Annotated in this window: 28 protein-coding genes and 1 tRNA gene; 14 read left to right on the top strand and 15 right to left on the bottom strand. The window is 67.9% G+C overall.

Features of this window, described 5'->3' with window-relative positions:
- The first annotated feature begins 20 nt into the window (after positions 1-20).
- The 5 genes from OQF70_RS00740 to OQF70_RS00720 all read left to right on the top strand — a co-directional run bounded on the left by OQF70_RS00740 (position 21) and on the right by OQF70_RS00720 (position 3,920).
- The gene (locus tag OQF70_RS00740; RefSeq protein ID WP_280535498.1) at positions 21-170 is read left to right on the top strand and encodes a hypothetical protein; all 150 of its coding nucleotides are present in this window, start codon (positions 21-23) and stop codon (positions 168-170) included.
- An 81-nt stretch (positions 171-251) separates the two neighbouring features.
- On the top strand, positions 252-812 hold the full coding sequence (locus tag OQF70_RS00735) for a class I SAM-dependent methyltransferase (RefSeq protein WP_280535320.1): 561 nt from the start codon (positions 252-254) through the stop codon (positions 810-812).
- A 132-nt stretch (positions 813-944) separates the two neighbouring features.
- Positions 945-2,936, top strand: coding sequence for an SLC13 family permease (locus OQF70_RS00730; protein WP_280535319.1), 1,992 nt, complete (start codon positions 945-947; stop codon positions 2,934-2,936).
- A 63-nt stretch (positions 2,937-2,999) separates the two neighbouring features.
- Complete coding sequence (locus OQF70_RS00725; protein WP_280535318.1) at positions 3,000-3,446, top strand: pyridoxamine 5'-phosphate oxidase family protein; 447 nt, start codon at positions 3,000-3,002, stop codon at positions 3,444-3,446.
- Between the two features lie 126 nt (positions 3,447-3,572).
- Positions 3,573-3,920, top strand: a complete 348-nt coding sequence (locus OQF70_RS00720; protein WP_280535317.1) for a DsrE family protein — start codon at positions 3,573-3,575, stop codon at positions 3,918-3,920.
- A 37-nt stretch (positions 3,921-3,957) separates the two neighbouring features.
- Here the strand turns inward: OQF70_RS00720 and OQF70_RS00715 are convergent, their stop codons facing one another.
- The 6 genes from OQF70_RS00715 to OQF70_RS00690 all read right to left on the bottom strand — a co-directional run bounded on the left by OQF70_RS00715 (position 3,958) and on the right by OQF70_RS00690 (position 7,794).
- Entirely contained in the window at positions 3,958-4,419 is a 462-nt protein-coding gene (locus OQF70_RS00715; RefSeq protein WP_280535316.1) for a universal stress protein, read from the bottom strand.
- A gap of 133 nt (positions 4,420-4,552) precedes the next feature.
- Positions 4,553-4,816, bottom strand: a complete 264-nt coding sequence (locus OQF70_RS00710) for a hypothetical protein (protein ID WP_280535315.1) — start codon at positions 4,814-4,816, stop codon at positions 4,553-4,555.
- Between the two features lie 136 nt (positions 4,817-4,952).
- Positions 4,953-5,177, bottom strand: a complete 225-nt coding sequence (locus tag OQF70_RS00705; RefSeq protein WP_280535314.1) for a CbaC protein — start codon at positions 5,175-5,177, stop codon at positions 4,953-4,955.
- On the bottom strand, positions 5,177-7,066 hold the full coding sequence (locus tag OQF70_RS00700; protein ID WP_280535313.1) for a b(o/a)3-type cytochrome-c oxidase subunit 1: 1,890 nt from the start codon (positions 7,064-7,066) through the stop codon (positions 5,177-5,179). The genes OQF70_RS00705 and OQF70_RS00700 overlap by 1 nt, the downstream gene beginning before the upstream one ends.
- Positions 7,063-7,617, bottom strand: coding sequence for a cytochrome c oxidase subunit II (locus OQF70_RS00695; protein ID WP_280535312.1), 555 nt, complete (start codon positions 7,615-7,617; stop codon positions 7,063-7,065). The genes OQF70_RS00700 and OQF70_RS00695 overlap by 4 nt, the downstream gene beginning before the upstream one ends.
- A 3-nt stretch (positions 7,618-7,620) precedes the next feature.
- Positions 7,621-7,794, bottom strand: a complete 174-nt coding sequence (locus OQF70_RS00690; protein WP_280535311.1) for a hypothetical protein — start codon at positions 7,792-7,794, stop codon at positions 7,621-7,623.
- A gap of 100 nt (positions 7,795-7,894) precedes the next feature.
- Here OQF70_RS00690 and OQF70_RS00685 point away from each other — a divergent pair, with 100 nt between their 5' ends.
- From OQF70_RS00685 to OQF70_RS00670, 4 genes are all read left to right on the top strand, one after another.
- Positions 7,895-8,098 carry a hypothetical protein gene (locus OQF70_RS00685; RefSeq protein ID WP_280535310.1) on the top strand — a complete coding sequence of 68 codons (204 nt, stop codon included), beginning with the start codon at positions 7,895-7,897 and terminating at the stop codon, positions 8,096-8,098.
- A gap of 23 nt (positions 8,099-8,121) precedes the next feature.
- Positions 8,122-10,785, top strand: coding sequence for a cation-translocating P-type ATPase (locus OQF70_RS00680; RefSeq protein ID WP_280535309.1), 2,664 nt, complete (start codon positions 8,122-8,124; stop codon positions 10,783-10,785).
- 148 nt (positions 10,786-10,933) lie between these two features.
- Positions 10,934-11,308: a universal stress protein gene (locus OQF70_RS00675; RefSeq protein ID WP_280535308.1), complete on the top strand. Its 375-nt coding sequence runs from the start codon at positions 10,934-10,936 to the stop codon at positions 11,306-11,308.
- On the top strand, positions 11,305-11,862 hold the full coding sequence (locus OQF70_RS00670) for a GNAT family N-acetyltransferase (RefSeq protein ID WP_280535307.1): 558 nt from the start codon (positions 11,305-11,307) through the stop codon (positions 11,860-11,862). The genes OQF70_RS00675 and OQF70_RS00670 overlap by 4 nt, the downstream gene beginning before the upstream one ends.
- Positions 11,863-11,904: 42 nt before the next feature.
- On the opposite strand, the gene OQF70_RS00665 is transcribed toward OQF70_RS00670, so the two are convergent.
- Complete coding sequence (locus OQF70_RS00665) at positions 11,905-12,354, bottom strand: universal stress protein (RefSeq protein WP_280535306.1); 450 nt, start codon at positions 12,352-12,354, stop codon at positions 11,905-11,907.
- A gap of 93 nt (positions 12,355-12,447) precedes the next feature.
- Here OQF70_RS00665 and OQF70_RS00660 point away from each other — a divergent pair, with 93 nt between their 5' ends.
- On the top strand, positions 12,448-12,876 hold the full coding sequence (locus tag OQF70_RS00660) for a universal stress protein (protein ID WP_280535305.1): 429 nt from the start codon (positions 12,448-12,450) through the stop codon (positions 12,874-12,876).
- A 78-nt stretch (positions 12,877-12,954) separates the two neighbouring features.
- Positions 12,955-14,295, top strand: coding sequence for a phosphohydrolase (locus OQF70_RS00655; protein WP_280535304.1), 1,341 nt, complete (start codon positions 12,955-12,957; stop codon positions 14,293-14,295).
- 71 nt (positions 14,296-14,366) lie between these two features.
- Here OQF70_RS00655 and OQF70_RS00650 read toward each other — a convergent pair whose 3' ends face one another.
- Both OQF70_RS00650 and OQF70_RS00645 read right to left on the bottom strand, forming a co-directional pair.
- Positions 14,367-14,816: a DUF5807 family protein gene (locus OQF70_RS00650; protein WP_280535303.1), complete on the bottom strand. Its 450-nt coding sequence runs from the start codon at positions 14,814-14,816 to the stop codon at positions 14,367-14,369.
- 289 nt (positions 14,817-15,105) lie between these two features.
- On the bottom strand, positions 15,106-16,893 hold the full coding sequence (locus OQF70_RS00645; protein WP_280535302.1) for an excinuclease ABC subunit C: 1,788 nt from the start codon (positions 16,891-16,893) through the stop codon (positions 15,106-15,108).
- Positions 16,894-17,082: 189 nt separating this feature from the next.
- Between OQF70_RS00645 and OQF70_RS00640 the strand changes: the two genes are divergently transcribed.
- Positions 17,083-18,267 (top strand): aspartate kinase, encoded by a 1,185-nt coding sequence (locus tag OQF70_RS00640; RefSeq protein WP_280535301.1) that lies wholly within the window; start codon positions 17,083-17,085, stop codon positions 18,265-18,267.
- An 80-nt stretch (positions 18,268-18,347) separates the two neighbouring features.
- On the opposite strand, the gene OQF70_RS00635 is transcribed toward OQF70_RS00640, so the two are convergent.
- The gene (locus OQF70_RS00635; protein WP_280535300.1) at positions 18,348-18,956 is read right to left on the bottom strand and encodes an IMP cyclohydrolase; all 609 of its coding nucleotides are present in this window, start codon (positions 18,954-18,956) and stop codon (positions 18,348-18,350) included.
- 146 nt (positions 18,957-19,102) lie between these two features.
- Between OQF70_RS00635 and OQF70_RS00630 the strand changes: the two genes are divergently transcribed.
- Positions 19,103-19,175, top strand: a tRNA-Gln gene (locus OQF70_RS00630).
- A 114-nt stretch (positions 19,176-19,289) separates the two neighbouring features.
- Here OQF70_RS00630 and cgi121 read toward each other — a convergent pair.
- The 5 genes from cgi121 to larB form a co-directional block, all read right to left on the bottom strand.
- The gene (cgi121, locus tag OQF70_RS00625; RefSeq protein WP_280535299.1) at positions 19,290-19,955 is read right to left on the bottom strand and encodes a KEOPS complex subunit Cgi121; all 666 of its coding nucleotides are present in this window, start codon (positions 19,953-19,955) and stop codon (positions 19,290-19,292) included.
- Positions 19,952-22,417 carry an ATP-dependent DNA helicase gene (locus OQF70_RS00620; RefSeq protein ID WP_280535298.1) on the bottom strand — a complete coding sequence of 822 codons (2,466 nt, stop codon included), beginning with the start codon at positions 22,415-22,417 and terminating at the stop codon, positions 19,952-19,954. Before OQF70_RS00620 ends, cgi121 begins: the two co-directional genes overlap by 4 nt.
- A 162-nt stretch (positions 22,418-22,579) precedes the next feature.
- Positions 22,580-22,834 (bottom strand): hypothetical protein, encoded by a 255-nt coding sequence (locus tag OQF70_RS00615; protein WP_280535297.1) that lies wholly within the window; start codon positions 22,832-22,834, stop codon positions 22,580-22,582.
- 60 nt (positions 22,835-22,894) lie between these two features.
- On the bottom strand, positions 22,895-23,140 hold the full coding sequence (locus tag OQF70_RS00610) for a GIY-YIG nuclease family protein (RefSeq protein WP_280535492.1): 246 nt from the start codon (positions 23,138-23,140) through the stop codon (positions 22,895-22,897).
- A gap of 101 nt (positions 23,141-23,241) precedes the next feature.
- Complete coding sequence (gene larB / locus OQF70_RS00605; protein ID WP_280535296.1) at positions 23,242-24,063, bottom strand: nickel pincer cofactor biosynthesis protein LarB; 822 nt, start codon at positions 24,061-24,063, stop codon at positions 23,242-23,244.
- A gap of 212 nt (positions 24,064-24,275) precedes the next feature.
- On the opposite strand from larB, the gene OQF70_RS00600 reads away from it, so the two are divergent.
- Positions 24,276-24,443 (top strand): DUF1931 family protein, encoded by a 168-nt coding sequence (locus OQF70_RS00600; protein ID WP_021075019.1) that lies wholly within the window; start codon positions 24,276-24,278, stop codon positions 24,441-24,443.
- Positions 24,444-24,508 lie beyond the last annotated feature (65 nt).

The following is a 24,508-nucleotide window of genomic DNA, read 5'->3' as shown; positions in this document are numbered from 1 at the left end:
GTTCATGGCGTGGGTCATCGGTGCCGGGTCGAGCGGCGCGACCCCGTTCGCGCCCGCGGCCGGCGCACGCGATCGACTCGCGAAAGATCGGCCTCACGATCCTCGCGTGGATCGCCTCGTTCGCGGTCGCGTTCCTGCTCGGGTACGGGATCGCTCTGGCGGCGATCTGACGGGCGGCGATCTGACTGAAGGCCGTTTACCGGGCGGCGATCGACCCGACCGGTTTTACCGATGCGCCGCAAATCCGGGGTATGGGGTTTCATACCTTCGACGCTGACCGTGCGTCCAAACTCGAGGAGGCCGAGCAACGCTACCGGTATCTGTCCCGTGATGAGCTGATCGCGGCGATCGATCCGGCTCCGGACGACGTTCTCGCCGACCTGGGCAGCGGGACCGGCTTTTACACGGACGACGTCGCTCCGTACGTCGACACCGTCCACGCGGTCGACGTCCAACCGGAGATGCACGACTACTACCGCGAGAAGGGTGCGCCTGACAACGTGGCGTTCGTGACGAGCGACGTCGCCGACCTCCCGTTCGAGACGGACGCCCTCGACGGCGCGTTCTCGACGATGACCTACCACGAGTTCGCGACCGAGGAGTCGATCGCGACGCTCGCCCGGACGATCGCCTCCGGCGGCCGACTCGTCATCGCCGACTGGTCGGCCGACGGGATGCGCGAGGTGGGCCCGCCGGTCGAGGAGCGATACGACGCGGCCGATGCCACCGACGCGCTCGAGGCGGGGGGCTTCGAGGTGGTTCGTGCCGAGGAGCGACCGGAGACCTTCCTCGTGGTCGCGATCCGGGAGTAGCCGGTTCTCGTCGTAGCGATCCGGGAGTAGCCGGTTCTCGTCGTGGCGATCCGGCTGTCGACACGGTTCGGAATCGATCGACGCCGCCGTCGGTGTACGAACAATCAAGTCGCGGACCACCCACGGTGAGATATGGTGTCCGACTCGGTCCTCGACGTGCCCGATGCGCTTGCTGTGCTCAATGTGCACGATGCATACGATGCGCACGATGCCCTCGAGGCAGCGATGGCCGTGTCGGCGGTCCCGAACGGACTGGAGCTGCCCCCTGCAGCGCTGGACGCGGCGGCGATCGTCGAGGTCTCCGGTGCGACGGTCGTGTTCGGGCTCATCCTCACGGCGCTCGTGCTCTTCGTCACCGAGGCGATCCCCAACGACGTCACGGCGATCGGCATCATCGCCGCGCTCGTCCTGTTGGAACCGTGGACGGGAGTGGACGCCCGCGGTGCGATCTCGGGGTTCGCCAACCCGGCAACGGTCACCATCATCGCGATGTACATGTTGAGCGCCGGGATCCAGGCGACCGGTCTGGTCCGCCGCCTCGGCGTTCATCTCGCCGACCTCACCGCGGGCAGCGAGTTCCGGGCGCTCGTGGCGACCGTCTGTACGGCCGGCCCGCTGGCGGGATTCATCAACAACACGCCGGTCGTCGCGGTCTTCGTGCCGATGATCACCGACCTGGCCGCGGAGACGCGAATCAGCCCCTCGAAGCTGCTGTTGCCGCTCTCGTACGCGGCGATCCTCGGCGGTACCCTCACGGTCATCGGCACCTCGACGAACATCCTTGCGAGCGATTTCGCCCGGATCCTGATCGACGGCCGCGACGGGATCGGGATGTTCGAGTTCACGGGGCTCGGCGTCGTGGTCCTCGGCGTGGGGACCGTCTACCTGCTGACGGTCGGTCGACGCCTGGTCCCTGCACGGGTTCCGGTCGACGCCGACCCGATCGACGAGTTCGATCTCGAGGACCACCTCGCGATGATGCGCGTTCGGTCCGACTCGCCCGTCATCGGGCGATCGATCGACGCGCTCGATGCCGACGTTCCGGACGTCCGGATCCTGCAGCTCCGGCGGAACGGGTCGGCCCGTTCGGGTCCCGACTCCACGGAGCCGATCCGTGATGGGGATCGCCTCGTCGTCCACGGGACGCTCCAGGCGATCAACCGGTTCCGTGAGGCGGCCGATCTCGCACAGCTGGTGCGTGAGGACGTCACCGAGGAGACCTTCGAGACCGCCGAGACGGACGGGACGCTGGCCAGGGCGATCGTTCCGGAGGGGTCCCGATACGTCGGGGAGACGATCGCCGAAACCGGGCTCTCCGAGTACCACCGCACGACCGTCCTCGCGGTTCGACGGGCGGGGGAACTCCACCGGTCCGGTCTTTCGACCCTCCCGCTTCAGGCGGGCGACCTGCTGTTGGTCCGTACGACACCGCCCTCGATCCGGTATTTCACCGATACCGGCGACCTCCTCGTCGCCGAGGAGACCGCCGTTGACCGGCTCGCGTCCGCGGACCCGGCCGACATCGCGCCGATATCGGACTCCGCACCGGTCGCGGTGGCGATCATGGTCGGCGTCGTCGGGGTCGCGGCCCTCGGCGCACTCCCGATCGTGATCGCCGCGCTGGCCGGCGTCTTCGCGATGGTCGTCACCGGCTGTCTACGCCCTGTGGACGCCTACGACGCCGTCTCCTGGAACGTGGTCTTCCTGCTCGCGGGAGTCATTCCTCTCGGTCTGGCGATGGACCGGACCGGCGGCGCCGCGATGCTTTCGGAGCTGCTCGTCGCGACCGCTGGGGTCCTTCCGCCCATCGGCGTCCTGTTCCTGTTCACCGTCGTGACGGCGCTGCTCGCCAACGTCATCACGCCGGTGGCCACCGTCGTGTTGATGATCCCGGTCGCCGTCGACGCGGCGATCGGCTTCGGCGCCAATCCGTTCGCCTTCCTGCTCGCGGTCACCTTCGCGTCAGCGACGTCCTTTATGACCCCGGTCGGCTATCAGACGAACCTGATGGTCTACGGGCCGGGCGGCTACCGGTTCAGCGACTTCCTCCGTGTCGGCGGCCCGCTGCAACTGCTCGTGGCGGTCGTGACCACGGTTGGGATCGCGGTCGGCTGGGGACTGTGACGGGAACGCCGGATCCGGATCGACCCGGGGAACGGTTTTCCCGGTGCCGCCCGTAGGTCCGGTATGGCTCCGGACGTCATCCAGCTCGGCGACGACGAGCGCGACGAGTTCCTCGGCGCCGGCGGCACCGGCGTGCTGTCGTTCAGCACGGACACGGAGACGCCGCCCCACTCGATTCCCGTCTCCTACGGCTACGATTCGGCCGACGAGGCGTTCTACTTCCGGCTTGCCACCGGCGTCGAGAGTCGTAAGGGCGATCCGGCGGACCGTTCCGTCTCGTTCGTTGCGTACGGGCAACGCGAGGACCGCTGGAACAGCGTCGTCGCCGAGGGTCGGCTCGTGGCGACGACCGACGACGACGTCGCTCTGGAGGCGTTGCAGGGCCTCGAGCGCGTCCACATTCCCTTCGTCGAGATCTTCGGCGCCCCGCCGGAGACGATCGACTTCGAATTCTACCGCCTCGACCCCGAGGAGTTGACCGCCCGAACCGAACAGCCGGTCCGTCGCTGACGCGCACGCCGAACACCTTCCGCGAGCGTCCAGTCACGTCCTTCGCGAGCGTCCAGTCACGTCCTTCGTGAGGGTCCCGCGCTCATCGGCGTGTTTATAAGATTGGGGATACTATACAATATTACTATGCAGGACGACGACTCCGCCGTCGAGCAACTCGGCATCGTGATCGAAACGAACGACCCCGAACGCGTGTGGAACGCCTTTCGACTCGGGATTACGGCGGTGGAGGACGGCCACGACGTCTCCGTCTTCCTGTTGGGTGCCGGCGTCGAGAGCGAGGAGATCACCCACGACACCTTCGACGTCCGCGACCGGATGACGGCGTTCGTCGACGCTGGTGGCGACCTCGAGGCCTGTGGAACCTGTCTGGACCTTCGCAACGAGGAGGGAAGCGACTACTGCCCGATGTCGACGATGCAGGACCTGCTCGAAATCGTCACCGAGTCCGACCGCGTCCTGACGATCGGGTGACCGTGGGACGAATCCGGTAGCCCGCAACGCCGGTCGATCACTCGTCCGTACCGATCGGTTCGGCATCATCCGATTCCGCGGCGCCGACGAGGACGACCGGAACGTCGGCCTCCTCGACGACCGCCGCGGCGGTGCTGCCGAGCAACACGGTCTTCATCGTGGATCGTCCCGTCGACCCCATCACGACGAGGTCGATCTCCGCCTCCCGAACGTACGCGAGTAGTTCCTCGTGGGGGACGCCCGTCCGGATCTCGGTGACGACCTCCGGGTCCGGGCCGGCGGCCGATCTGACCGCCTCGGTGGCCGCCTCACCCTCCTGCCGGAGGTTCTCGCGGACCGTTTCCGGGTCGACGATCGCGTTGTCGTAGGCGGTCCGCGTCTCGACGACGTAGACGGCGTGTAGCGTCGCGTCGTGAGCGGCCGCGAGGGCGATCGCGTGGTCGGTCGCCTCCCTGGCGGTCCGGCTGCCGTCGGTCGCGAGAAGTACGTCGGTGTACACGCCCGCGGGTTCGAGCGGGTCCTACAAAGGTCTATGCGGTCCGGCTGGATCGTCCGTCTCTACAGGGGGAACAAGGCGAGTGCCTCGGGGCTTGACCCCGAGGCGGTTCACCGGCGATGCAGGTCAGGGCGATTCACGCGGTTCGGTCCGTCGACGATCGACCGTTTCGCCGGTTCCGGTCCCGGCCGACGTTCCGGCCCGCCAGCAGGAACAACGCGACCGCGATCGCGCCGAACATAACCGTCCCGATCCCCACCGGGGAGACCGAAATGACACCCATTCCGGCGACCGTGATCGCGGCCACCGCGCCGCCGAGGACCACGGCGACTCCGAGCAGGACCGCACCGATGAGCTTGATCGCTCCGTCGAGCCGTGAGACCGATCGATTCTGTGACATACACGTAGACATACACATCCTACTCTTAAACCAACGACGCCGATTCTCACGACGTTGGAACACCGATCGGTACGAACGGTTCGTGAAACGGAACAAGCGGGACCCGGACCGGCGACGTCTTGGCTGTCCCGTCCCGCTACTCCGAGTCGGCCTCGACGATCTCCGTCCCCGTGCCCCACTTGTCGAAGAAGGAGACGTAGCCGTAGATCCCGAACACGAGCAGGACGACGGCGACCAGGTACGGGATGATCGGCACGCTCATTCCGAGGAACTCAAGCAGCGTGCGGAACTCGTAGAGCCCGACTCCGAGCACCGCGAGCGCGACCAGGAGGCCGCCGCGGGTGACCGACAGATCGACCATCACGGCCACCCCCCAAGCCGGCCGCCGCCGAGTGCGTCGACCGTCCGGTCAGCGAGGAGCGCGATGGCGTCCGGGGTTTGGTCCACGAGGATCGAGAGCGCGTCGAGGACCATCGGGAACGCTTCGCCGCCGGGTCCGAACAGGCCGCCACGCTGGATGATCGCGACGATCGGCAGCGCGTACGCGAGGAGTACCAGCAGGACCGCGATCCCACCCCACAGGCGGATGTTGTCGAGGACGAGCGGCGCGTCCTCCGGCCCGGAGATCGGCTCGGAGATCGTCTCTGCGAGCCCGTCGGTCCGGCTGTTCCCCATCGTCAGGACGACGTTGCTGAGGAACAACACGGCGGAGGCGAAGAGGATCGTCCCGCCGATGGCGATCTGGACGTTCAGCTCCTGGAAGCCGCCGAAGGCGGTTCCGTACTCGAAGCCGGCGTACTCGGGCTCAGCCGTCCGGCGTGGGGCGCCGAGCAGTCCCTGCGCGTGCATCGCGTTGGACATCAGCGCCATCCCCGCGAACCAGAGGACGACCTGCGCCAGTCCGATCTGTTTGCTGTAGATCGGCTTGTTGGTGATCTGGGGCCACAGCCAGTAGGTCGCCGCCATGAACGTCAACGCGACGGCGGTCCCCACGGTGAGGTGGAAGTGGCCGGGAACCCAGATGGTGTTGTGAATGAGGTAGTTGATGTTCATTCCCGCGTTGACCATCCCCGAGTAGCCGCCGGCCGCGAACATCAGCCCGGCGAGCATCATTCCGGTGAACGCCGGGTCACGCCACGGCAGCGTGCGCAGCCAGCCGAAGAGGCCGGTTCCGCCGCGAACGCGGGCACCGTATTCCACGCTCGCGACGACGGTAAAGGCCGTCAGCAGGCTCGGAAGCAGGAGGAACATCGTGTTCGTCATCGAGACGAATTTGAAGCCCTCCGCGATGCCCGGGTCGAGGTACTGGTGGTGGATCCCGACCGGGGTGGACAGCAGCAGGAACAGCACGAAGACCACCCGTGCGAGGGGGTCGCTGAACAGCCGGCCGCCGGCGATCGACGGTAGGACGGTGTACCACAGGAGGTACGCCGGCATCAGCCAGAAGTAGACGACCGGGTGGCCGAAGAACCAGAACAGCGTCCGCGTCAGCGTCGGGTTGACCGTCTCGATCAGCCCCAGCGACCACGGCAGTAGGAAGAACAGCACCGAGATCGCCAGCGCCGACGTCGCCACGTACCACATGATCGTCGTGGTCAAGACCATGAAGGTCTGCAGCGGGATCCGCTCGTCCGGGTTCTCGCGGCGCCAGGCGAGGTACGTCCGCCACCAGTCGAGCCCCGCCAGCCAGGTGCCGACGAGGAATACCGCCAGTCCGCCGTAGAACAGCGGGTGCGCCTGCAGCGGCGCGTAGAAGGTGAAGAGCACGTCCGCGCTCAGGTCCACGGCGCTCGTGAACCCGGCGAGGATCGTGATCCCCGTCAGCGTCATCCCGACCGCCATCAGTCCGTACCACGCCCAGGAGAATCGCGTGTTCACGAGCGGGCGGTCCAGGCTCCGCACGAGCGCCCAGGTGAACACGCCGACCAGGAAGAAGATGGTGAAGCTCAACACCAGGAACACGCCGTGTGCCGTGAGGAACGTGTAGTAGTCGACCGAGCTGAACGGCCGGGCGATCCCGGTCCGATGGAGCGTCTGAATGATCCCGAACGTCGTCCCGATCGCGAACGCCAGGAACGCCCCGAGGAAGGTGGCCCGGACGATCCGCGCCTCCGCGGGGAACCGGTCGTAGAAGGTTCCCTCCGGGGTCGCGGCTCCATCCCCGTCCCCGTCCGGGTCGTCCTCGTTCGTCACTGGTTCATTGGTCGCGTCGGGCGACGTGGTCGCCGGTGCGTCCGCGGTCGCGGTCATTGGTCACCTCCGCTTCCGTCGCCGTCGGTCGATCCCCCGGAATCGGTCGAGCCACCGGTCGACGACTCGAACTCGTCCTGCGGAACGACCTCGACCGTGGCCTCCATCCCGTGGTGGGCGGCCCCGCAGTACTCGTTACAGATGACCCCGTACTCGGTCGGTCCCCCGGTCTCGACGGTCAGCGTCGAAACCTCGCCGGGGATCACCATCGTGTTGGCGTTCGTTCCCACCACCTCGAAGCCGTGGGTCACGTCCCGGGAGGTCACCATAAACGTCACCGTGCTGTTCGCCGGTATCACGATCGGATCGGGCTCGAAGCCGAACTGGTAGGCGACGACGTACGCCTCGTACTCGTTCTCGCCCACCTGTTCGACGCGCGGCTCGGCGAAGCGGTCGTCCTCGTCGAGCGCCGTCGGATCGACCGTCGGCTGGTCGGCGGCGACCATCGAGACGCCGGGGCCGACCGCGCCGTAGGTGACCGAGCCGATCAGCAGCAGGATCAGTCCCAGTCCCAGCGCCAGCCAGATCTTCTCGTAGCTGTGAACGTGCATCGGTCACCCCACCACGATCAGGTCGTTCCCGAGGAACTCCACGAAATAGATGTACACCCACATCGTCACCAGGATGCAGAAGTACACCAAGATCAACGCGAGGGTTCCCTTCGGGTCGAACGACTTCGGGTCCTCGATCAGCCCCGCCGCCGTTTGCTCGCCGTCTGTCGTACCCATAGGCAAAAGTTACCGAACTATGCCACTTATATCCGTAGGGTGGTCCCGCGGCCTGGGATCGCCCCACGTCTATTTATTCTCGGCCCTACACGTTCGATGTATGGACCTTCCGCCGCAACGGATCGTGCTCCTCGGCCTCCTCGCGACGCCGACGGCGATCGTCTTTGCCCTCTCCCGCGGCGAGCCGGTCGTCGCCCTCGCGGTCGTCAACGTGCTCATCATCGTCGGAAGCCTCGTTCGGGCGACCGGCGGCGAAACCGGGTCGGCACACCACGATGCCGAGGCCGAGACGTCGGCCGCATAGCCCAGGGAGAGCCTCGCTCCGAGATGGCCACGTGTACCCTCTGTGATCTCCCCACGCCCGCGGACCCGGTCACCGACCCTGACGTCGAGGGCGAGTTCTGCTGTCGGGGCTGTCTCGAGGTCTCCCGGTCGCTCGGCGGGATGGCGGGCCTCGAGGCGGCCGCCGAGGACGTCGACGCCGCGGTCGGCACCCAGGCCGGCTCAGCGACCGCCGATCCGGCCAGTACCGAGGCTGCCGTCGCCGATCCGGCCAGTGCCGAAGCCGTTGCCACCGATACGGCGGCAGCCGCGGACGACCTCAAGACGACGTACCTCCACGTCGACGGGATGCACTGTGCGACCTGCGAGCGCTTCCTCGAGGTGACCGCCGCACGGGCCGACGGCGTCGAGGCAGCGACCGCGAGCTACGCGACCGACACGGTTCGCGTCGACCACGACCCGGACCGGATCGACGACGCGGCCCTGACGGACGTCCTCTCGACCGCGGGCTACGAGGCCACCGATCGCCGGGACCGGTCGTCGACCGAGGACGATGCCGTCGACGTCGTCCGGTTCCTCGTCGGGGGCGGGCTCTTCGGGATGATGGCGATGCTGTGGTACGTCCTCTTTTTGTACCCGACCTACTTCGGCTACGATCCCCTCGTCGATCTCGGCGGCCTCTCCGGTCAGTATCTGTTCGCGCAGATCTGGGTGTTCACCTCGGTCGTGCTCTTGTATACCGGCTTCCCGATCCTTCGCGGCGCGTACGTGAGCCTTCGCGCCCGGCAGCCGAACATGGACCTCCTCGTGTCGCTCGCCGCGGTCAGCTCCTACGCCTACAGCACCCTCGCGATGCTTCTCGGGCGGACCGACCTCTACTTCGACGTCACGATCGCCGTCATCCTCGTGGTCACCGGTGGCGGGATCTACGAGACCCGGATCAAGCGCCGTGCAACCGGCCTCCTCTCGGAGCTGACCGCCGCGATGGACGACACGGCCAGGCTGGCCGACGGCGAGGAGGTCCCGCTTACGGACGTCGATCCCGGCGATCGCCTGCGGGTTCTCCCGGGCGAGCGCGTCCCGCTCGACGGGACGGTGATCGAGGGAACCGCCGCCGTCGACGAGGCGCTCGTCACCGGCGAGTCGATCCCGGACACGAAACGCCCCGGGGACGCCGTCCGCGGGGGAACGGTCGTCACCGACGCGCCGCTCGTCGTTCGCGTCGGCGCGGACGCGACGAGTACTCTGGACCGGCTCGTCGAGTTGCTCTGGGACGTCCAGAGTGCGCGCTCGGGCGCCCAGCGCTTGGCCGACCGACTCGCGACGGTCTTCGTCCCCCTCGTCGTGACGGTCGCCGTCGTCGTCGGCCTCCTTCGGCTGGCGACCGGCGCGACCCCCTCCACCGCTGCCCTGGTCGCGCTCACCGTGCTCATCGTCTCGTGTCCGTGTGCGTTCGGGCTTGCAACCCCGCTCGCGGTCGCCGCCGGGATCCGCGAGGCTGCGGAGCGTGGGATCGTGATCGCCTCCGCGGCCGTCTTCGAGCGCGCCGGATCGATCGACACGATCGTCTTCGACAAGACCGGCACGCTCACGGACGGCGAGATGCGCGTTCTCGACGTCCAGCCCGTCACCGATGCGCACCCGGCCGGCGAGTCGGTCGACGCTCCGAGCGACGACCAGAACGACGATCCGCGCGATCCGACCGACGCGGGCCGGATTCTCGCCCGGGCCGCCGTCCTCGAGCGTGCCTCCCCACACCCGGTCGCGACGGCGATCGTCGACCGGACGGAGACGACCACCGACCGGGTCGCCGATGGCGGTCGTCTCGAGGACGCGACCGGGATGGACGATTCCACTGACGCCGATCCGCCGTCAACCGCCGCCGATCCGTCACCCGCCGGTTCATCACTCGCCGCCGACGTCGCCGCCGGCGTCGCCGCTGACACCGGCGTCGACGGAGACGTCGATCCCGACCTCGATGTCGACGTGGACGTCCGGGATCGCGGCGTCGTCGGGACGATCGATGGCGTCGACCATCGGGTCGGCCACCCATCCCTGTTCGATGACTGGACGATCCCTGAGGCGATCGACGACCGCGTTTCGACCGTTCGGTCCCGAGGTAACGTTCCCGTGCTCGTCGGGTGGGACGGCGCCGTTCGTGGCGTGATCGCCGTCGGTGACGACGTGCGTGACGGCTGGGAGTCGGTCGTGTCGGACCTCGCCGATCGGGAGATGGAGATCGTCGTGTTGACCGGCGACAGTCCCGAGGCTGCCTCGCGGTTCGAGTCACATCCGTCGATCGACCGCGTGTTCGCCGGGGTTCCGCCGGAGGCGAAAGCCGAGACGGTCTCCCGGCTTGCGGCGACGCGGTCGGTCGCGATGGTCGGCGACGGGAGCAACGATGCGCCCGCGCTCGCGGCTGCGACGCTCGGGATCGCGGTCTCGGGGGGGACGGATCTGGCCGTTGATGCCGCCGACGCGGTCGTTCTCGAGGACCGACTGGCCGCGATCCCGGAGCTGTTCGCGCTGATCGCGGGGACGACCGGTCGGATTCGTGCCAACCTCGGCTGGGCGCTCCTGTACAACGCGGCCGCGATCCCGCTTGCGATCGCCGGGGTGTTGAATCCGCTGCTGGCCGCCCTCGCCATGGGGTCGAGCAGTCTCCTCGTGGTGCTCAACTCCTCGCGAGCGATCCTTGACGACCGCTGACCAGTCGGGTGCTCCACGACCACCGACCAGTTGGAAGCCGGCCGTCGACGCCGTAACCGTCAGCCCTCAACCCCGTAACCATCAGCCGTCGATGCTGACGGATGTTCCGACGAACAACGTTTTTTACGTGGGGCGTCGACTGCGGAGTATGAAGGTCCTGCTCGGGATCGGCGGCAGCGACGATTCACTTCGCGCGCTCGAACGGACGGTCGACCGCGCCGTCGCTGCCGGCGACGAACTCGTGGTTGCGGTGCTCGAGAACCCCGACTCCGACCGCACGCCTGCTGAGGTCGCCGAGCACGTCGAGGCCTCGCTCGTCGACATCGACGCCGACATCGACGTCGAGGTTCGCCTCGTCGAGGGCGATCCGGGCAGTCGACTCGTCGATATCGCCGAACACGAAGGCTTCGACCGGATCGTGCTGGGCGGCGGTCAGACGAGCCCGATGGGAAAGATCACGCTGGGCAGCATCGCCGAGTTCGTCCTGTTGAACGCCAAGACGACCGTTACGCTCGTCCGATGACGCCCGATCGCTTCCCCGAGACGGTCGCGGACGACTTCCCGTCCCCGCCGATCACGTTCACCGACCGCAACGACCGCGAGATCGAGGTCCGTGCCTACGACGGAAGCGAGCAGGAACACGACGCGCTCGCGACGATGTACGAGGCGTTCGACCCGGCCGACCGCGCACAGGGGATTCCGCCAGGAGGCGCCGAGGAGATCCGGCGATGGCTCTCGACGATCCTCGAAGGGGACTGTTACAACGTCCTCGCGTGGCACGGTGACGACGTCGCGGGTCACGCGACGCTCGTCCCGGCCCACGACGACGCCGAGAGCTTCGAGCTCGCGATATTCGTCCTCCAGGAGTACCAGGAGGCCGGCATCGGAACCCGGCTCATCGAGGCCCTGCTCGGCTACGGACAGGCAGCCGACGTTGAGGTCGTCTGGCTCACCGTCGAGCGCTGGAACCACGCGGCGGTCTCGCTGTACGAGAAGATCGGCTTCGAGACCGCCGACGCCGAGAGCTTCGAACTCGGGATGTCGCTCCGTCTCAACCCGCCGGAGACGGACGGCTGATCGGGGTCGGACCGTTGATCGAAATTGGACCGCCGATCGGGGTCACACCGAGAGTACCGGTTGACTCGCGTACAACAACACGTATTCGGCCGCTTTCTCGAGTACCTCGCCCGGATCCCCCGAGACCGGCTCCCGCGGCACGACGAGGAAGTCGGCGTCGACCTCCTCGGCGGTGTCGAGGATGACGCTGCCCGGATGGGTCGTTTTCACCTTCGTCGAGAAGCCGTACGCGATGGAGGTCGTCACCGAGACGTCCCGTTCGTCGGCCCGATCGAAGACGGTCTGGGTGAACGACTCCGTGTCGGTCGCGACGACCGATTCGTCGACCGCGCCGGTTTCGATCCCCCGTGCGACGTCCTCCCCGAGGACGTACACCGCGTGAACGGTCGCATCGTACTCCTCGGCGATCGCGATCGCGTGCTCGACCGCCTGCTGTGACTCGTCGCTACCGTCTACGGGGGCCAACACCAGGTCGATGTCGAGGGTCGCCATGTTCTACCGGTTCGTCTCGCCCCTCAAAAACCCCCCTGTCCCGACCGCTCCTCGAGCGGCCCTTTTAAGCACGGGGCGGCTGAACCGTCGCGTATGTTCGACACCATCGTGATCGCCACCGACGGCTCCGACAGCGTGCGTCGCGCCGTCGACGTCGCGCTCGACCTGGCAGACCGCTTCGACGCGACGGTTCACGCGCTGTACGTGATCGACAGCGGCGAGGTCGAATCCTCCCCGGATGAGGTCCGTGACGACCTCCGTGACGCGCTCGACTCCCGCGGCCGGGAGGCGATCGAGGCGGTCGAACACGACGCCACCGTCCCGGTCGAGACCGCCGTTCGGGAGGGTCGCCCGGCGGCCGAGATCTCGGCGTACGCCCGCGATGTCGACGCCGACGCCGTCGCGACCGGCACTCGCGGTCGCCACGGCGAGAACCGGTTCCTCATCGGGTCGGTCGCCGAGCGTGTCGTCCGAACCTGCCCCGTTCCCGTCCTCACGGTCCGCCAGCTCTCCGGGGAGTGAGGCGGCTCCGATCGCCGAGCGACCGGGCCGGCGTCCACGGAACCGCGGAGTTTTCCACGTCCCGCCCGTCGCTCGCGTATGGACGAGGAACTCATCGACGACGATTCGATCCCGCTGTCCCGGCGCACCCGGCTCCCGGGTGCGGGCTTTTTCTACCCCGACTCGCTCGACGAGGACCGCGCCGAACGCCGGGCCGAGGAGACGCTTACCGACGTCGAGGCGGTCGTGATCGCAGACGGGGACGCCGACGGACTCGCCTGTGCCGCGATGGTGCGCGAACAGTACGGCGCCGCCCTCGACGTCGCCGACTTCGAGGCCGAGATCGCCGACCGCATCGCTGACGATCCGGACGGCGACGCAGCCGGGGACGATCCGGGCGCCGACGATCTTGACGCCGACGATCTTGATGCCGACGCAACCGGGGACGCCGACGATCTTGATGCCGACGCAACCGGGGACGCCGACGAATCGACTGCTGACGCTCTGGAACCCCACGAACGATCGACGGTCGCACTCCTCGCGGCCGGGCCCTACTCGATCGACGACTCGCTCGAACGCGTCCTCGAGTACGCCGATCCCGGGATCGACCTGTTCGTCTGTGACCTCTGTCCCGACGACTTCGAGTGGATCGCCGACCCTCTCACGGAGCTCGTCGACCACGCTTCCTCGATCCGGTGGTTCGACCACCACCAGTGGGACGACGAAACCGCCGCCGCCGTCCGATCTGCCGGCGTCGATCTCGTCGTCGGCGACTCCGAGGAGGAGTGCACCGCCGACGTCGCACTCCGCTCGCTGCCCCACGAGTTCGACGACCGCTGGACCGAGCTGGCCGCGGTCACCCGCGATCACGACCTTTGGATCAAGGAAGATCCCCGTTCCGACGACCTGGCCGACTACGCCTACTGGACCGGTGCGGAGGAGTACACCACCGTCGTCGGCGCCTACGGTGCGAACCTCCCCGAGACGGTCGACCGATTCCTCGAGCACCGACGCGTGGAGAAACGCGACCGGATCGACGCCGCCGTCGACCGGGCCACCACCCACGCGATCGGCGACTGGTCGGTCGCAGTCACCTACGGCCGCTGTTCACAGAACGAGGTCGCCGAGGCGCTCCGCGAGGACGGCGCCGACGCGGCCGTGATCGTCAAGCCCGCCGGCTCCGCCTCGATCCGCGGATCGGACGGCTTCGAGCGTGCCCACGAGGTCGCCGGCCGCGTCAACGGCGGTGGCCACCCCAAGGCCGCCGGCTGCAAACCCGACATCTACGACGATATGCTCGATTACGCCCACCACTGGACGACCGAGGGACAGGCCGCGCGCAAGGTCATCCTCGGCGCCTTCGAGGCGGTCGCTGATGCGGCTGCAGTTGAGGACGAAACCGAAGCGGAAGCGGCGAGCGTCGACGCCGACGCGGAGTAACCCCGTCAGCGGGCGGTATCCCGATCGCCGCGGACCACCGTTCCGACCGCCGCTTCGACCGCCGCGGACTGCTACTCTCGATCGCCGACGACCCACTTGTGCGAGAAACTCTCGCCGCAGGCACACTGTGCGTACGCGTGCACCACGTCGCCCTCGGCGTAGAGTCCACCGACCTCCTCGTTTTCGGCCTCGGCGAACGCGAAGATGAAGCTGATCGCGTGTTCCTCGCCGGCCTCATCCGCCGACTCGTCGTCCGCAGCTGGACAGGTCGCCGCGTCGAGCGTCCTGGCGATCGTCCCGTCGGTCCCCATCGCCTGCTTCGCAAAGCCCATCGCGTCCATTCCGGTGCCGGCCTGAAACGCCGATCGGCCGCGTTCCCCGTCGACAACGAGGAGAACGCCGTGTTCCCGTTCGGTTCCGATCGACCGGAGCCGGGAGTCGTCGTCGAGGAAGTCGTTGCTCACGAACAACACGACGTCCTCGAGTCGCTCGCCGGCCAGAAACTCGTCGAGTTCGCTCATACCCCTCCTGGGTCGTCCCGACCTAAAAGCCGCCCGTCATCGACCCTACGACGGGTCACCCGGGCGTCGGTCGTCTCACGTCGTGCCGCACGGATGTTTATAAGCGATACCGACGCAGCCGGCCCATCACCTGACCATCGTCGCGGAACGGGTCGCGGGTGCGCGGCGCGTCGTTCCGTGTCTCCTCCAGCGCCGCCTGCTCGCCACACCCCCAGCGCTGCCCGCTCGCCACACCCCCGGCGACGCCTGATCGGATCCACGCTTCCGCTGATTCGATCACCCGCGAACCTCACAACCGGTTCCGGATCGTCTCGGCGGTCGTTTCCCCGACGCCGTCGACGTCGGTTAGGTCCGCGATCGACGCCGATCGGACGTTCTCGACCGACCCGAACCGTCTGAGAAGCCGTCGGCGAGTCTCGGGTCCGACGCCCGGAACCTCGTCAAGCACTGTCGACACCTCGTCCCGGAGCGACTGGTGGTACTGCACGGCGAATCGGTGTGCCTCGTCACGGACTCGCTGGAGCAGGTGCAGTTCGGCCGCGTCGGACGGCCAGTCCTGGGGTCCATCCGGCGTGATCACGATCTCGTCCGCCTTCGCCAGGCCGACCACCGGCACGTCCCAGCCGACCGCCGACAGGGCGTCCATCGCGGCGCCGAGCTGCCCCTCGCCGCCGTCGACGAGCAGCAGGTCCGGATCCGGCCGGTCGTCGTGACCCTCCACGGCGCGGGTCGCGCGCCACCGGATCAGTTCCCGCATACTCTCGTAGTCGTCGTTCCGTTCCGGGAGCTTCTTGCGGCGGTAGGCTGCCGTGTCGGCCGACCCGTCGACGAAGCAGACGTTCGACCCGACGACGTCGCGACCGCCGGCGTGGCTCACGTCGAACCCCTCGATCCGATCTGGACGATCGATCCCGAGCCGGTCGCCGAGCGCCGCCAGTTCGTCATCCCGACCACTCCGTCGCCGGGCGTTCTTCAACGCCAGTTCCACGAGCCGCGCCTCGCGACCGGCGCTCGGCACGCGCACCGAGACGCCCTGTGTCTCGAGCCACGCCACGACGTCCTCGTCCGTCGGCTGCTCGGCGAGGAGTACGACGTCCGGGAGGTCGCGTTCGGCGTAGTACTGGGTGAGAAACGCTGAGAGGACGGTCGCAGGCGTCGATCCGAACCCGTCACTCGCCTCGGCTGCACCCTCTCCGCCGTTCCCGTTGCCCGTCTCGATCGACGGTCGATCGAGCCGGTGGCGGCTTCGATCGACGAGTTGACCGTTCTCGCTGTGCAGCCGCGCGACTCGTGCGATGTCTCCCTCGATGGCTGCCGCAAGTACGTCGGTCGTTCCGTCCGCGGAGCGTGACGAGACGGCCGATTCGCCGTCGCCGTGGAACGCGCGGACCGCCTCGAGCTCGTCGCGGAGGTTCGCCGCCCGCTCGAAGGCGGCATCCTGGGCGGCCGCCTCCATCTCCCGTTCGAGCGGGTCGGCGAGGACGCCGGTCTCCCCCTCGAAGAATCGCCGGACCGACGCGACGTCCTCGAGGTAGGACTCGACGCCGATCTCGCCTGTACACGGCGCCGAGCAGAGGCCCATCTCGTAGTCGAGACACGGCCGATCTCGACCCTCGTACTTGTGATCCGAGCACCCGCGCACCCCGTAGACCTCCCGGAGCGCCTTGAGGACGGTCTCGACGCGTCCCTTGTCCGTGAAGGGTCCGTACGCGATCGCTCCCTCCTCCGGGTCCCGCGTGACGGTGATCCGGGGAACCTCGTGGTCGGTGAGCTGGACGAGGGGGTAGGACTTGTCGTCAGTTAGTCGGACGTTGTACCGTGGCTGGTGACGCTTTATCAGGTTCGCCTCGAGCAGGAGCGCCTGCGTCTCGGTGTCGGTGACCGCGAAGTCGATCGTCTCTGCCCGATCGACCATTCCGCGGATCCGTGCCGACCGTGGGTCCGTGTACGATCGAACCCGGCTCCGGAGATCGACGGCTTTGCCCACGTACAGCGTCGTCTCCCCGGCTTGGAACTGGTAGACTCCCGGCTCTCGCGGGAGGTCGGTGGCGCGCGTTCGAACCTCCCCGGTCTCCATCGATCCGTCCTTGGTCTCTCGCGGGTTTCAACTCGGCGGTCGGCGGGACGGCACGACTGCCGGGATCGCGTTCCGAATCCGGTTGCCGATCGACCGTCTCCGGCCGACCGAGACAGACACAGTTATGCAGGACCCTCCGTTACGGCCGCCTATGACTGACCATCACGCGGCCTATGCTGGGGGATCGGGATGCGAGTAGTCGCGAAGTTCGGCGGCACGAGCCTCGGTAGCGGCGACCGGATCAACCGCGCGGCGGACTCGATCGCGACGGCGGTCGAGAAGGGCCACGAGATCGCGGTCGTCGCCAGCGCGATGGGGTCGACGACCGACGAGCTCCTCGACGAGATCTCCTTCGAGGCCGACGAGGCCGACCGTGCTGAGATCGTCTCGATGGGCGAGCGGACGAGCGTCAGGATGCTGAAGGCCGCTCTCGCCGCCCGCGGCGTCGACGCCATCTTCCTCGAGCCCGGCAGCGACCAGTGGCCGGTGATCACCAACGATGTCGGCGAACTCGACGTCGAGGCCACCCGCGAACGGGCCCAACAGCTCGCGGCCGAACTCGACGGCGTCGTGCCCGTCATCACGGGCTTCCTGGCCCAGGACCACCTCGGAAACGTCACGACGCTTGGCCGCGGCGGGTCGGACACCACTGCCGTGATGCTCGGTAACTATATGGACGCCGACGAGGTCGTCATCGTCACCGACGTCGAGGGCGTAATGACCGGCGATCCCCGCGTCGTCGAGGGCGCCCGAAACGTCGGGCGGATCTCGGTCGACGAGCTACGGAATCTCTCGTTCCGCGGCGCCGAAGTGGTCGCGCCGAGCGCGCTCTCCTACAAGAACGAGGATCTCGCCGTTCGGGTCGTTCACTACCAACACGGCGATCTCCTCGAGGGCGGCACGCGGATCGAGGGCGAATTCGAGAACCTGATCGATATGCAAGAACAGCCGCTCGCCTGCGTCACGGTCGCGGGTCGGGCGATCCGCAACCGTCCGGGGATCCTCGCCGAACTCTCCGACGCCCTCCGGAACGAGGAGATCAACGTCGACGCCGTCGCGTCAGGGATGGACTCGGTCACCTTCTACATCGATCGGGAGCGCTCCGAGGACGCGGAGGCGGTGCTTCACGAGCGGGTCGTCGCGGACGACACGCTCTCGTCGGTCACCGTTCACGACCCGATCGCCGTCATCCGGCTGACTGGTGGCGAGCTACCCAATCAGCCCGGGATCATTCAGGAGATCGTCGGGCCGCTGGCGGCTGCCGGGATCAACATCGTCGACCTGATCACGAGCGCCACCTCGGTCGCCCTCTTCGTGGCGTGGGACGACCGCGAGCAGGCACTCGAGATCGTTCAAGACGAGTTCGACCAATAGCTGCACGAGGTGTTCGATCGGACGAGGCGTTCGACTGTACGACCGGATCGATCCGGTGCCGACCGGACCGTTCGGGCCGGTTAAGCGTCAGTGGTATCGGCTGCTCCGTTATCCAAGGCGACGTCGACGCCGCCGTCGTCGACCGTCACGCCGGCCGCACAGACCGGGTGTTCGAACGACGCCGTGAGCACTTCGGTTGCCGCCTCGCTCGCCGTGGTTGCCTCGAGGGAGTGTGCGTCCGGCGAGTCGATCTCGTAGGTGGCGACGATCGTGGGCTCGCTGACCGTCTCGACGAGCAGCGCATCGCGGCGGACGGTGCCGATCGTCGCGGCGTCCGGACCGATCACGGCCGCGATCCGTGGGGTGTCGTAGTCGTCCTTCTCGTAGTCGAGCGCGAGCAGCGGCTCTGCGAGTGCATCCCGTTCCGGATATCCGATCTCGAGCTTCTCGGCGATCGGATCGACGTGTGACCCGTTCCCGACCGCGGCGAGTCGCTTTCCGCTCGGCGTTTCGACTGCTCGAACACAGTTGTAGGAGATGTACGGGTTCTCCGTCGGCGGCGCATCCGGGGTCGGCGAGACGGTGAGTGTTCCATCCCGATCGACGACCTGGCGGTTGGGAAATGATCGCGAGGAGACGCGGTAGGCGCCGATCCCCGGGGCAACGACGACGAATCGTCCGATGTACATACCCGTCGCTGGTGACCGCATCGGTATGTCGATGTCGGTTCCGTCCGCACCGGTCCGGCCGGTCCTGTCGATCCGGTCGGCGACGACCGACCGGCTCGGTTCGCAACACTCATAACCATCGACGGGATAGCAATTGGTGCCGACACAGTCCATTGGGGTAGTGGCCAATCCTGTTGCCTTCTGGGGGCAACGACCCTGGTTCGAATCCAGGATGGACTACTTCTTCCGGCGACGTCGATCCATAAGCCGGTCGGCTCGACGTCGGTGTCCATCCGCACCCGTCCCGCGGTCAGATCCCCGCCGTTCGACGCGACCCGCCGGGCTCGAAACACGTCACTTCTCGACGTCGAGCAGCGCCACTCGTTCCTCGATCAGGTCCCTGAGCGTACCCGACGTTGCGGCGAGTTCGGTCTCCGTGACGTCGTGAAACGACCGGACGCGGCCCGGATCGGTCACGTCTTCGAGCCACGACTCGACGGCGGTTCGCTCCCCAGGTGGATGTCTCGTGGCGTCGTCGAACCGCTCTTCGAGCCGGTCGAGGGCGGCCGAAACCGCCTCCGGAGTCGTCTCTCGGGGTGGCGTGCCCCTCCGTGCCGTCTCGTTCTGGCGGTCGTCCTCGTCTCCGGGTGTCGGTGACGACGAGTCGTAGACGATCGCGATCGCGGGCATCGATCCCTCCGCGACGCCCATCCCGAGCGCCTCGTCGATCTGGCGCCGACCGGCCGCATACAGGAGGACTTCGACCGCCGGATCGCTTGCGACCGCCGCGTCCCGGTCGATCGCCCGTTCGGCACGTGCGACCGCTCGGTCGAGATGGGTTCGTGAGACGACGTAGCGTGCGTCCACGACTTGTATCACGGTGTTCGTCTCCTCGCGGATCGTCCGGACGGTCCCGAGGAACGCGTCCAGGTCGTCGATCGCGAGATCGCCGGCGAGGAGATGTGGCGTCGGGTACGCCGTGTCGCCCGTCGTTCCGTTGGTCGATCGGTCGTCGGTCATCGGAAATCACCGAGGTTCGATTGCCCGTTCCCGCCCTCACCGTCATTGCCGGCGGTTCCCGCCGTCGCCGCCGCGGCGGCCGACGCATCGGGACGGACGTCGTCCATCGATGGGTCCTCTCGGCCGGCGTTTTCGAGGATCGTCTCGGCGGTTCGCTCACGACCCCGGAGCGCACCGAGCACCGTCGCCTTCTCGGCCTCCCTGAGGTCGCTTCGGGACTCGATCCCGGCTTCGTACAGCCGACGCGCACGCTTGCGCCCGACCTCGCGGACGCCGGCGAGATCCAGCAGTTCCTCGCGAACCCCGTACTCGACGCGCTTTCGAGCGTCTCGAACCGCGGCGACCGCCTCGTCCGGAAGGCCGATCTCCCGCCCCAGCGTTTCGGCGGCGCGCAACAGCCACTCGGCGGTGTCGACCTTCCCGCGAACGTCGCCCGGACCCACCTGGTACCGTTCGGCGATCCGTTCCTCATCGACCTCGGTTGCCCAGTCCTCGAGGAGCCGGGCGGTCTTCAGGGAGGCGAGCCAGTCCTCGAACCGGACCTCCTCGTACTCGCTGGGCGCAGGTCCGAGCAACTCGTCCTCGCGATCGTGGTACGTCTGGGTGTACCGCTTCTCGTCGCCGGACTTGAGGTACAGCTCGTACATATCGGGCGTTCTGCTCACGAGGTGGTAGAGTCCAAGCGGCGTGAGCTCGGCTCGGCCGTCGGCCGCTTCGGAGTCGGCCTCCTCACGGCCGTCGTCCCCGTCGACGCGGCCGTAGGTCACGAACCCCTCGGCTGCCTCGTCCGTTTCACCACTCGGGGCGTATTTTCGGTCCGCCCGCTCGTCGCCCGTGCCTTCCGCATCCGTGACTCCGTCCCTCCGTCCTGCCGCACGCAGCCCGTCGATCAGCTCGGCCGCGCTCATCGGGTCGAGGTAGAGACGCGAGACGGTGTGGCCGATCGACGTCGCGGCGATCGCGTCACGGTCGCCGTCGCGATCGCGCTCGAGGAAGTCGTTCGCGACGAGGTACTCGACCACGCCGTCGGTGACGCTGCGGAGGTGATGGTCGTCGTCGGCCTGCTCGGCGTACAGGGTGTTGGTCAGGAACTCGAAGAGCCCGTCGCGCGTCGACGCGAACCCCGTGGCGACCGTCGCGAGAACGTGCGTTCGAAGCGCGGGCTCGGCCGCCAGCTTCGACCGGACCGGCTCCGCGTCGGCCCAGACGTATCGGTCGAAGAGTTCCTCCGATCGCTCGGCGCTGTTCGCGAGCAATACGGCCTCGCCGTACGGATCGAGTCCCGGTCGGCCGGCCCGGCCGCACATCTGGTGAACCTCCAGGACGTCGAGCGGCTTCATCCCGCCGAAGTCCCCGTCGTACCGCCGCCAGTCGCGAACGATCACCCGCCTGGCGGGCGTGTTGACCCCGGCGGCAAGCGTCGGCGTCGCACAGATACACTTGATCAGCCGGTCGCGGAACGCGTCCTCGACGAGTTCGCGGTGGGCCGACGTGAGGCCGGCGTGATGAAACGCGGCGCCCGACTCGACCGCATCGGCAAGCGTCTCGCCGGTGTCCGTCTCCGATCCGGACCGGATCTCCTCGGCGAGCGCGTCGAGCTCCGCTCGTTCTGATTCCTCGAGGTGCCGTCGGGTCACGGCGGCGAGATCGCCGGCCGCCGATTCGGCGTTGCGGCGGGAGTTGACGAAGACGAGCGAGGAGCCACCCTGTCCGTCCTCCACCGTCCCAAGCGCGTCGTCGACGAGCGCCGCCGTCTGGTCGTCAGTCGGCGGATCACCAACCGGAACCTCCGTCCGGCTGCCGTCGTCGAAGTCGATCGTCCCGTTCGCGTGCACCCCGATCCGGAGGTCGATCGGCCGCCAGTCGGAGTCGACCAGGGCGGCGTCGAGCCAGTCGGCGATCTCCCGCGCGTTCCCGACCGTCGCCGAGAGCGCGACCGTCTGGAGCCCCTCGTTGATCCGGCGCAGCTTCGCCAGCGTCACCTCGAGGGTCGGCCCCCTGGAGCGGTCGTTGACCAGGTGGACCTCGTCGCTGACGACACAGGAGAGGTCGTCGATCCACGGTGCCCCGTTGCGGATCAGCGAATCGACCTTCTCGCTGGTCGCCACGATGACGTCGCGGGTGGCCAGCCACTCGCCGTCGGAGTCGTAGTTGCCGGTCGAGACGCCGACCGTGACGCCGAACTCCTCGAACCGTTCGAACTCGGCACGCTTCTCCGAGGCAAGCGCTCGAAGCGGGACGATGTAGAGGGCGGTCCCGCCGCGTTCGATCGCCGACAACATCGCGAGCTCGGCGATGAGCGTCTTTCCGGAGGCCGTCGGCACCGCCGCCACGAGGTTCTCCCCCTCGAGCAGTCCCGCCTCGACCGCCTCGGCCTGCGGGGGATACAGATCCGCGACGCCCTCGGCTTCCAGCGCCTCTCCGACTCCCGACGGGAGTCCGGAGAGCGAAGTCGGTTCCATTGTCCCCTTCTTGGCTCCCGATTCGGTTTAAACGCTCGGAGTGGACCGTTCCGTCTGTGGACTGGAATTCGATCGCTGTTCGTCTCTTGCCGTTCGTCTTGCCGTTCGTCTCGTCGTTCGTCGTCCGTGCTCAGACCGTCTCCCACCGTTCGTCGTCCGTGCTCAGATCGTCTCGTCGGGGTCGTGGTCCGCGGCCATCCGCCGTGCCTCGGCGGCGAACCGGTCCTCGTCGGCCGGGTCGGCCGCCTCGAGCGCGTCCGCCTCGACCTCGGTCGCCGCCGTCACGCCGCCGCTCGCGTACAGCCGCTGTTCGGCCAGTTCCTTCGTGTACGTCCGATCACCGTCGGTCGTCGCGTAGGTGAGCCTGACGAGTCCCTTCGAGTCGAACTCCCGATCGACGAGCCAGAGCGTGGGCATACCCCTTTTCCGGGCGGCAGGTGGTTAATCGATCGGGTTCGATCGTTCCGCGGTCCCTGTTCACCCACGGTCGGTTCTCCCGCCGCCGTCGAGCAGTCGGTCCTTCTCGGCGCGTGACAGCTGCTTGATCGCGTACTCGCGGGACATCGCCGCCGACCGCGTGTCGAACGACTCGACGTACCGGAGTTCGACCGGCGTCCGACCGCGAGTGTATTTGGCACCCTTGCCGGAATCGTGCTCGGCGACACGTCGGTCGACGTCCGTCGTGTAGCCGGTATAGAGGGTTCCATCCGCACACTCGAGCACGTATACGTGGTGGCCACCAGCGCCGTCGGCCGATGGATCGGGACCCTCGTCGGTCGATGGATCGGGACCCTCGTCGGTCGATCGGTTGTCGCCCCGGTCGCTCATCGGTCGGATGGTTCGTTCTCGTCACCGGCTTCGGTCCCGGTTTCCTCACCGTTTCGTTCGCGTGCAGCCCCGACGCCGCGGGCGATGAGACCGGCCTGGGCGCCGGCGACGAATCCGGCGTCGACGTTCACCGCACTCACGACGGTACACGACTGGAGTGCGCCGTGGAGTGCCGCCTCGCCGTCGCCGCCGACGCCGTAGCCCGTCGAGACCGGCAACGCGATCACGGGCGCGTCGACGAGGCCGGCGACCACGGTCGGGAGCGCACCCTCTCGGCCGGCGGCGACGATCACGGCGGCGGCGCCACGAACCCGGTCGATCTGGTCGACGATCCGGACGAGGCTGGCGACGCCGACGTCCTCGATCACCTCGACCTCGGCGCCGATCTCGCGGGCGATGACCGCGGCCTCGCCGGCCACCGGGGCGTCGCTCGTGCCGCCCGTGACCACGCTCACCCGAGCGTCCAACGTGGGCCGATCGAACTCCGGCGCGCGGGCGACGAACGTTCGCGTCCGGTCATCGTGCTCGATCTCGGCGTCGGGGACCGCGGCGATCACCGTTTCGGCGACCGACTCGGCGACACCCGGTTCGATCCGGGTCACGACTGCCCGTCCCGCGGTCTCGACCGCGGTCCGCGCGAGTTCGGCCGTCTCCGCCGGCGTCTTTCCCTCGGCGAGGATCGCCTCGGGGATCCCACGGCGCGTCTCGCGGGCCGCGTCGAACCGACCGGCGTCGGTCGTCGCGTACCCGGCCAGCCGCGATTCGGCCTCCTGCACCCCGATCTCGCCGGACACGAGCGATTCGAGTACCTCACGCATACGCGCCGATGCGGCCCCGAACGGTTCGTAGTTGTCGGTCCGCAGACCGGGATCTGCGGGTTCCACGGTGGCGATCGATCGTCCCTCGATCACGATCGATCCGCGACCGTGTGTATTCCGGAGGGTATTGAATCCTGTGAACGGCCCTTACGCGCCTCGTATCGGGCGAATTCAGGAACTCTTATTAAGTGTCGATGGATATCCTCGATCGCATGGCAGACCTCATTGTCAAAGCAGCGGTCAAGGACGCGCTGGATGAGAAGAACGTCGCCTCCGACTTCTACGAGGCGCTCGACGAGGAAGTCGACGAGCTGCTCGCCGACGCCGCGCGACGCGCGGAAGCCAACGACCGGAAGACGGTCCAGCCGCGCGACCTCTAACTCGGTCCCCCTCTTTCCGTTATTTCGTCCGTCACGTCCACGAGCGGCGGCCCCGTCGAGTCGGA

Origin of the sequence: Halopenitus sp. POP-27, assembly GCF_029889855.1 — an archaeon.
Classification (GTDB): Archaea; Halobacteriota; Halobacteria; order Halobacteriales; family Haloferacaceae; genus Halopenitus; species Halopenitus malekzadehii.
The sequence above is the reverse complement of the archived record's forward strand: the minus strand, read 5'-3'. Positions and strand labels throughout refer to the sequence as shown.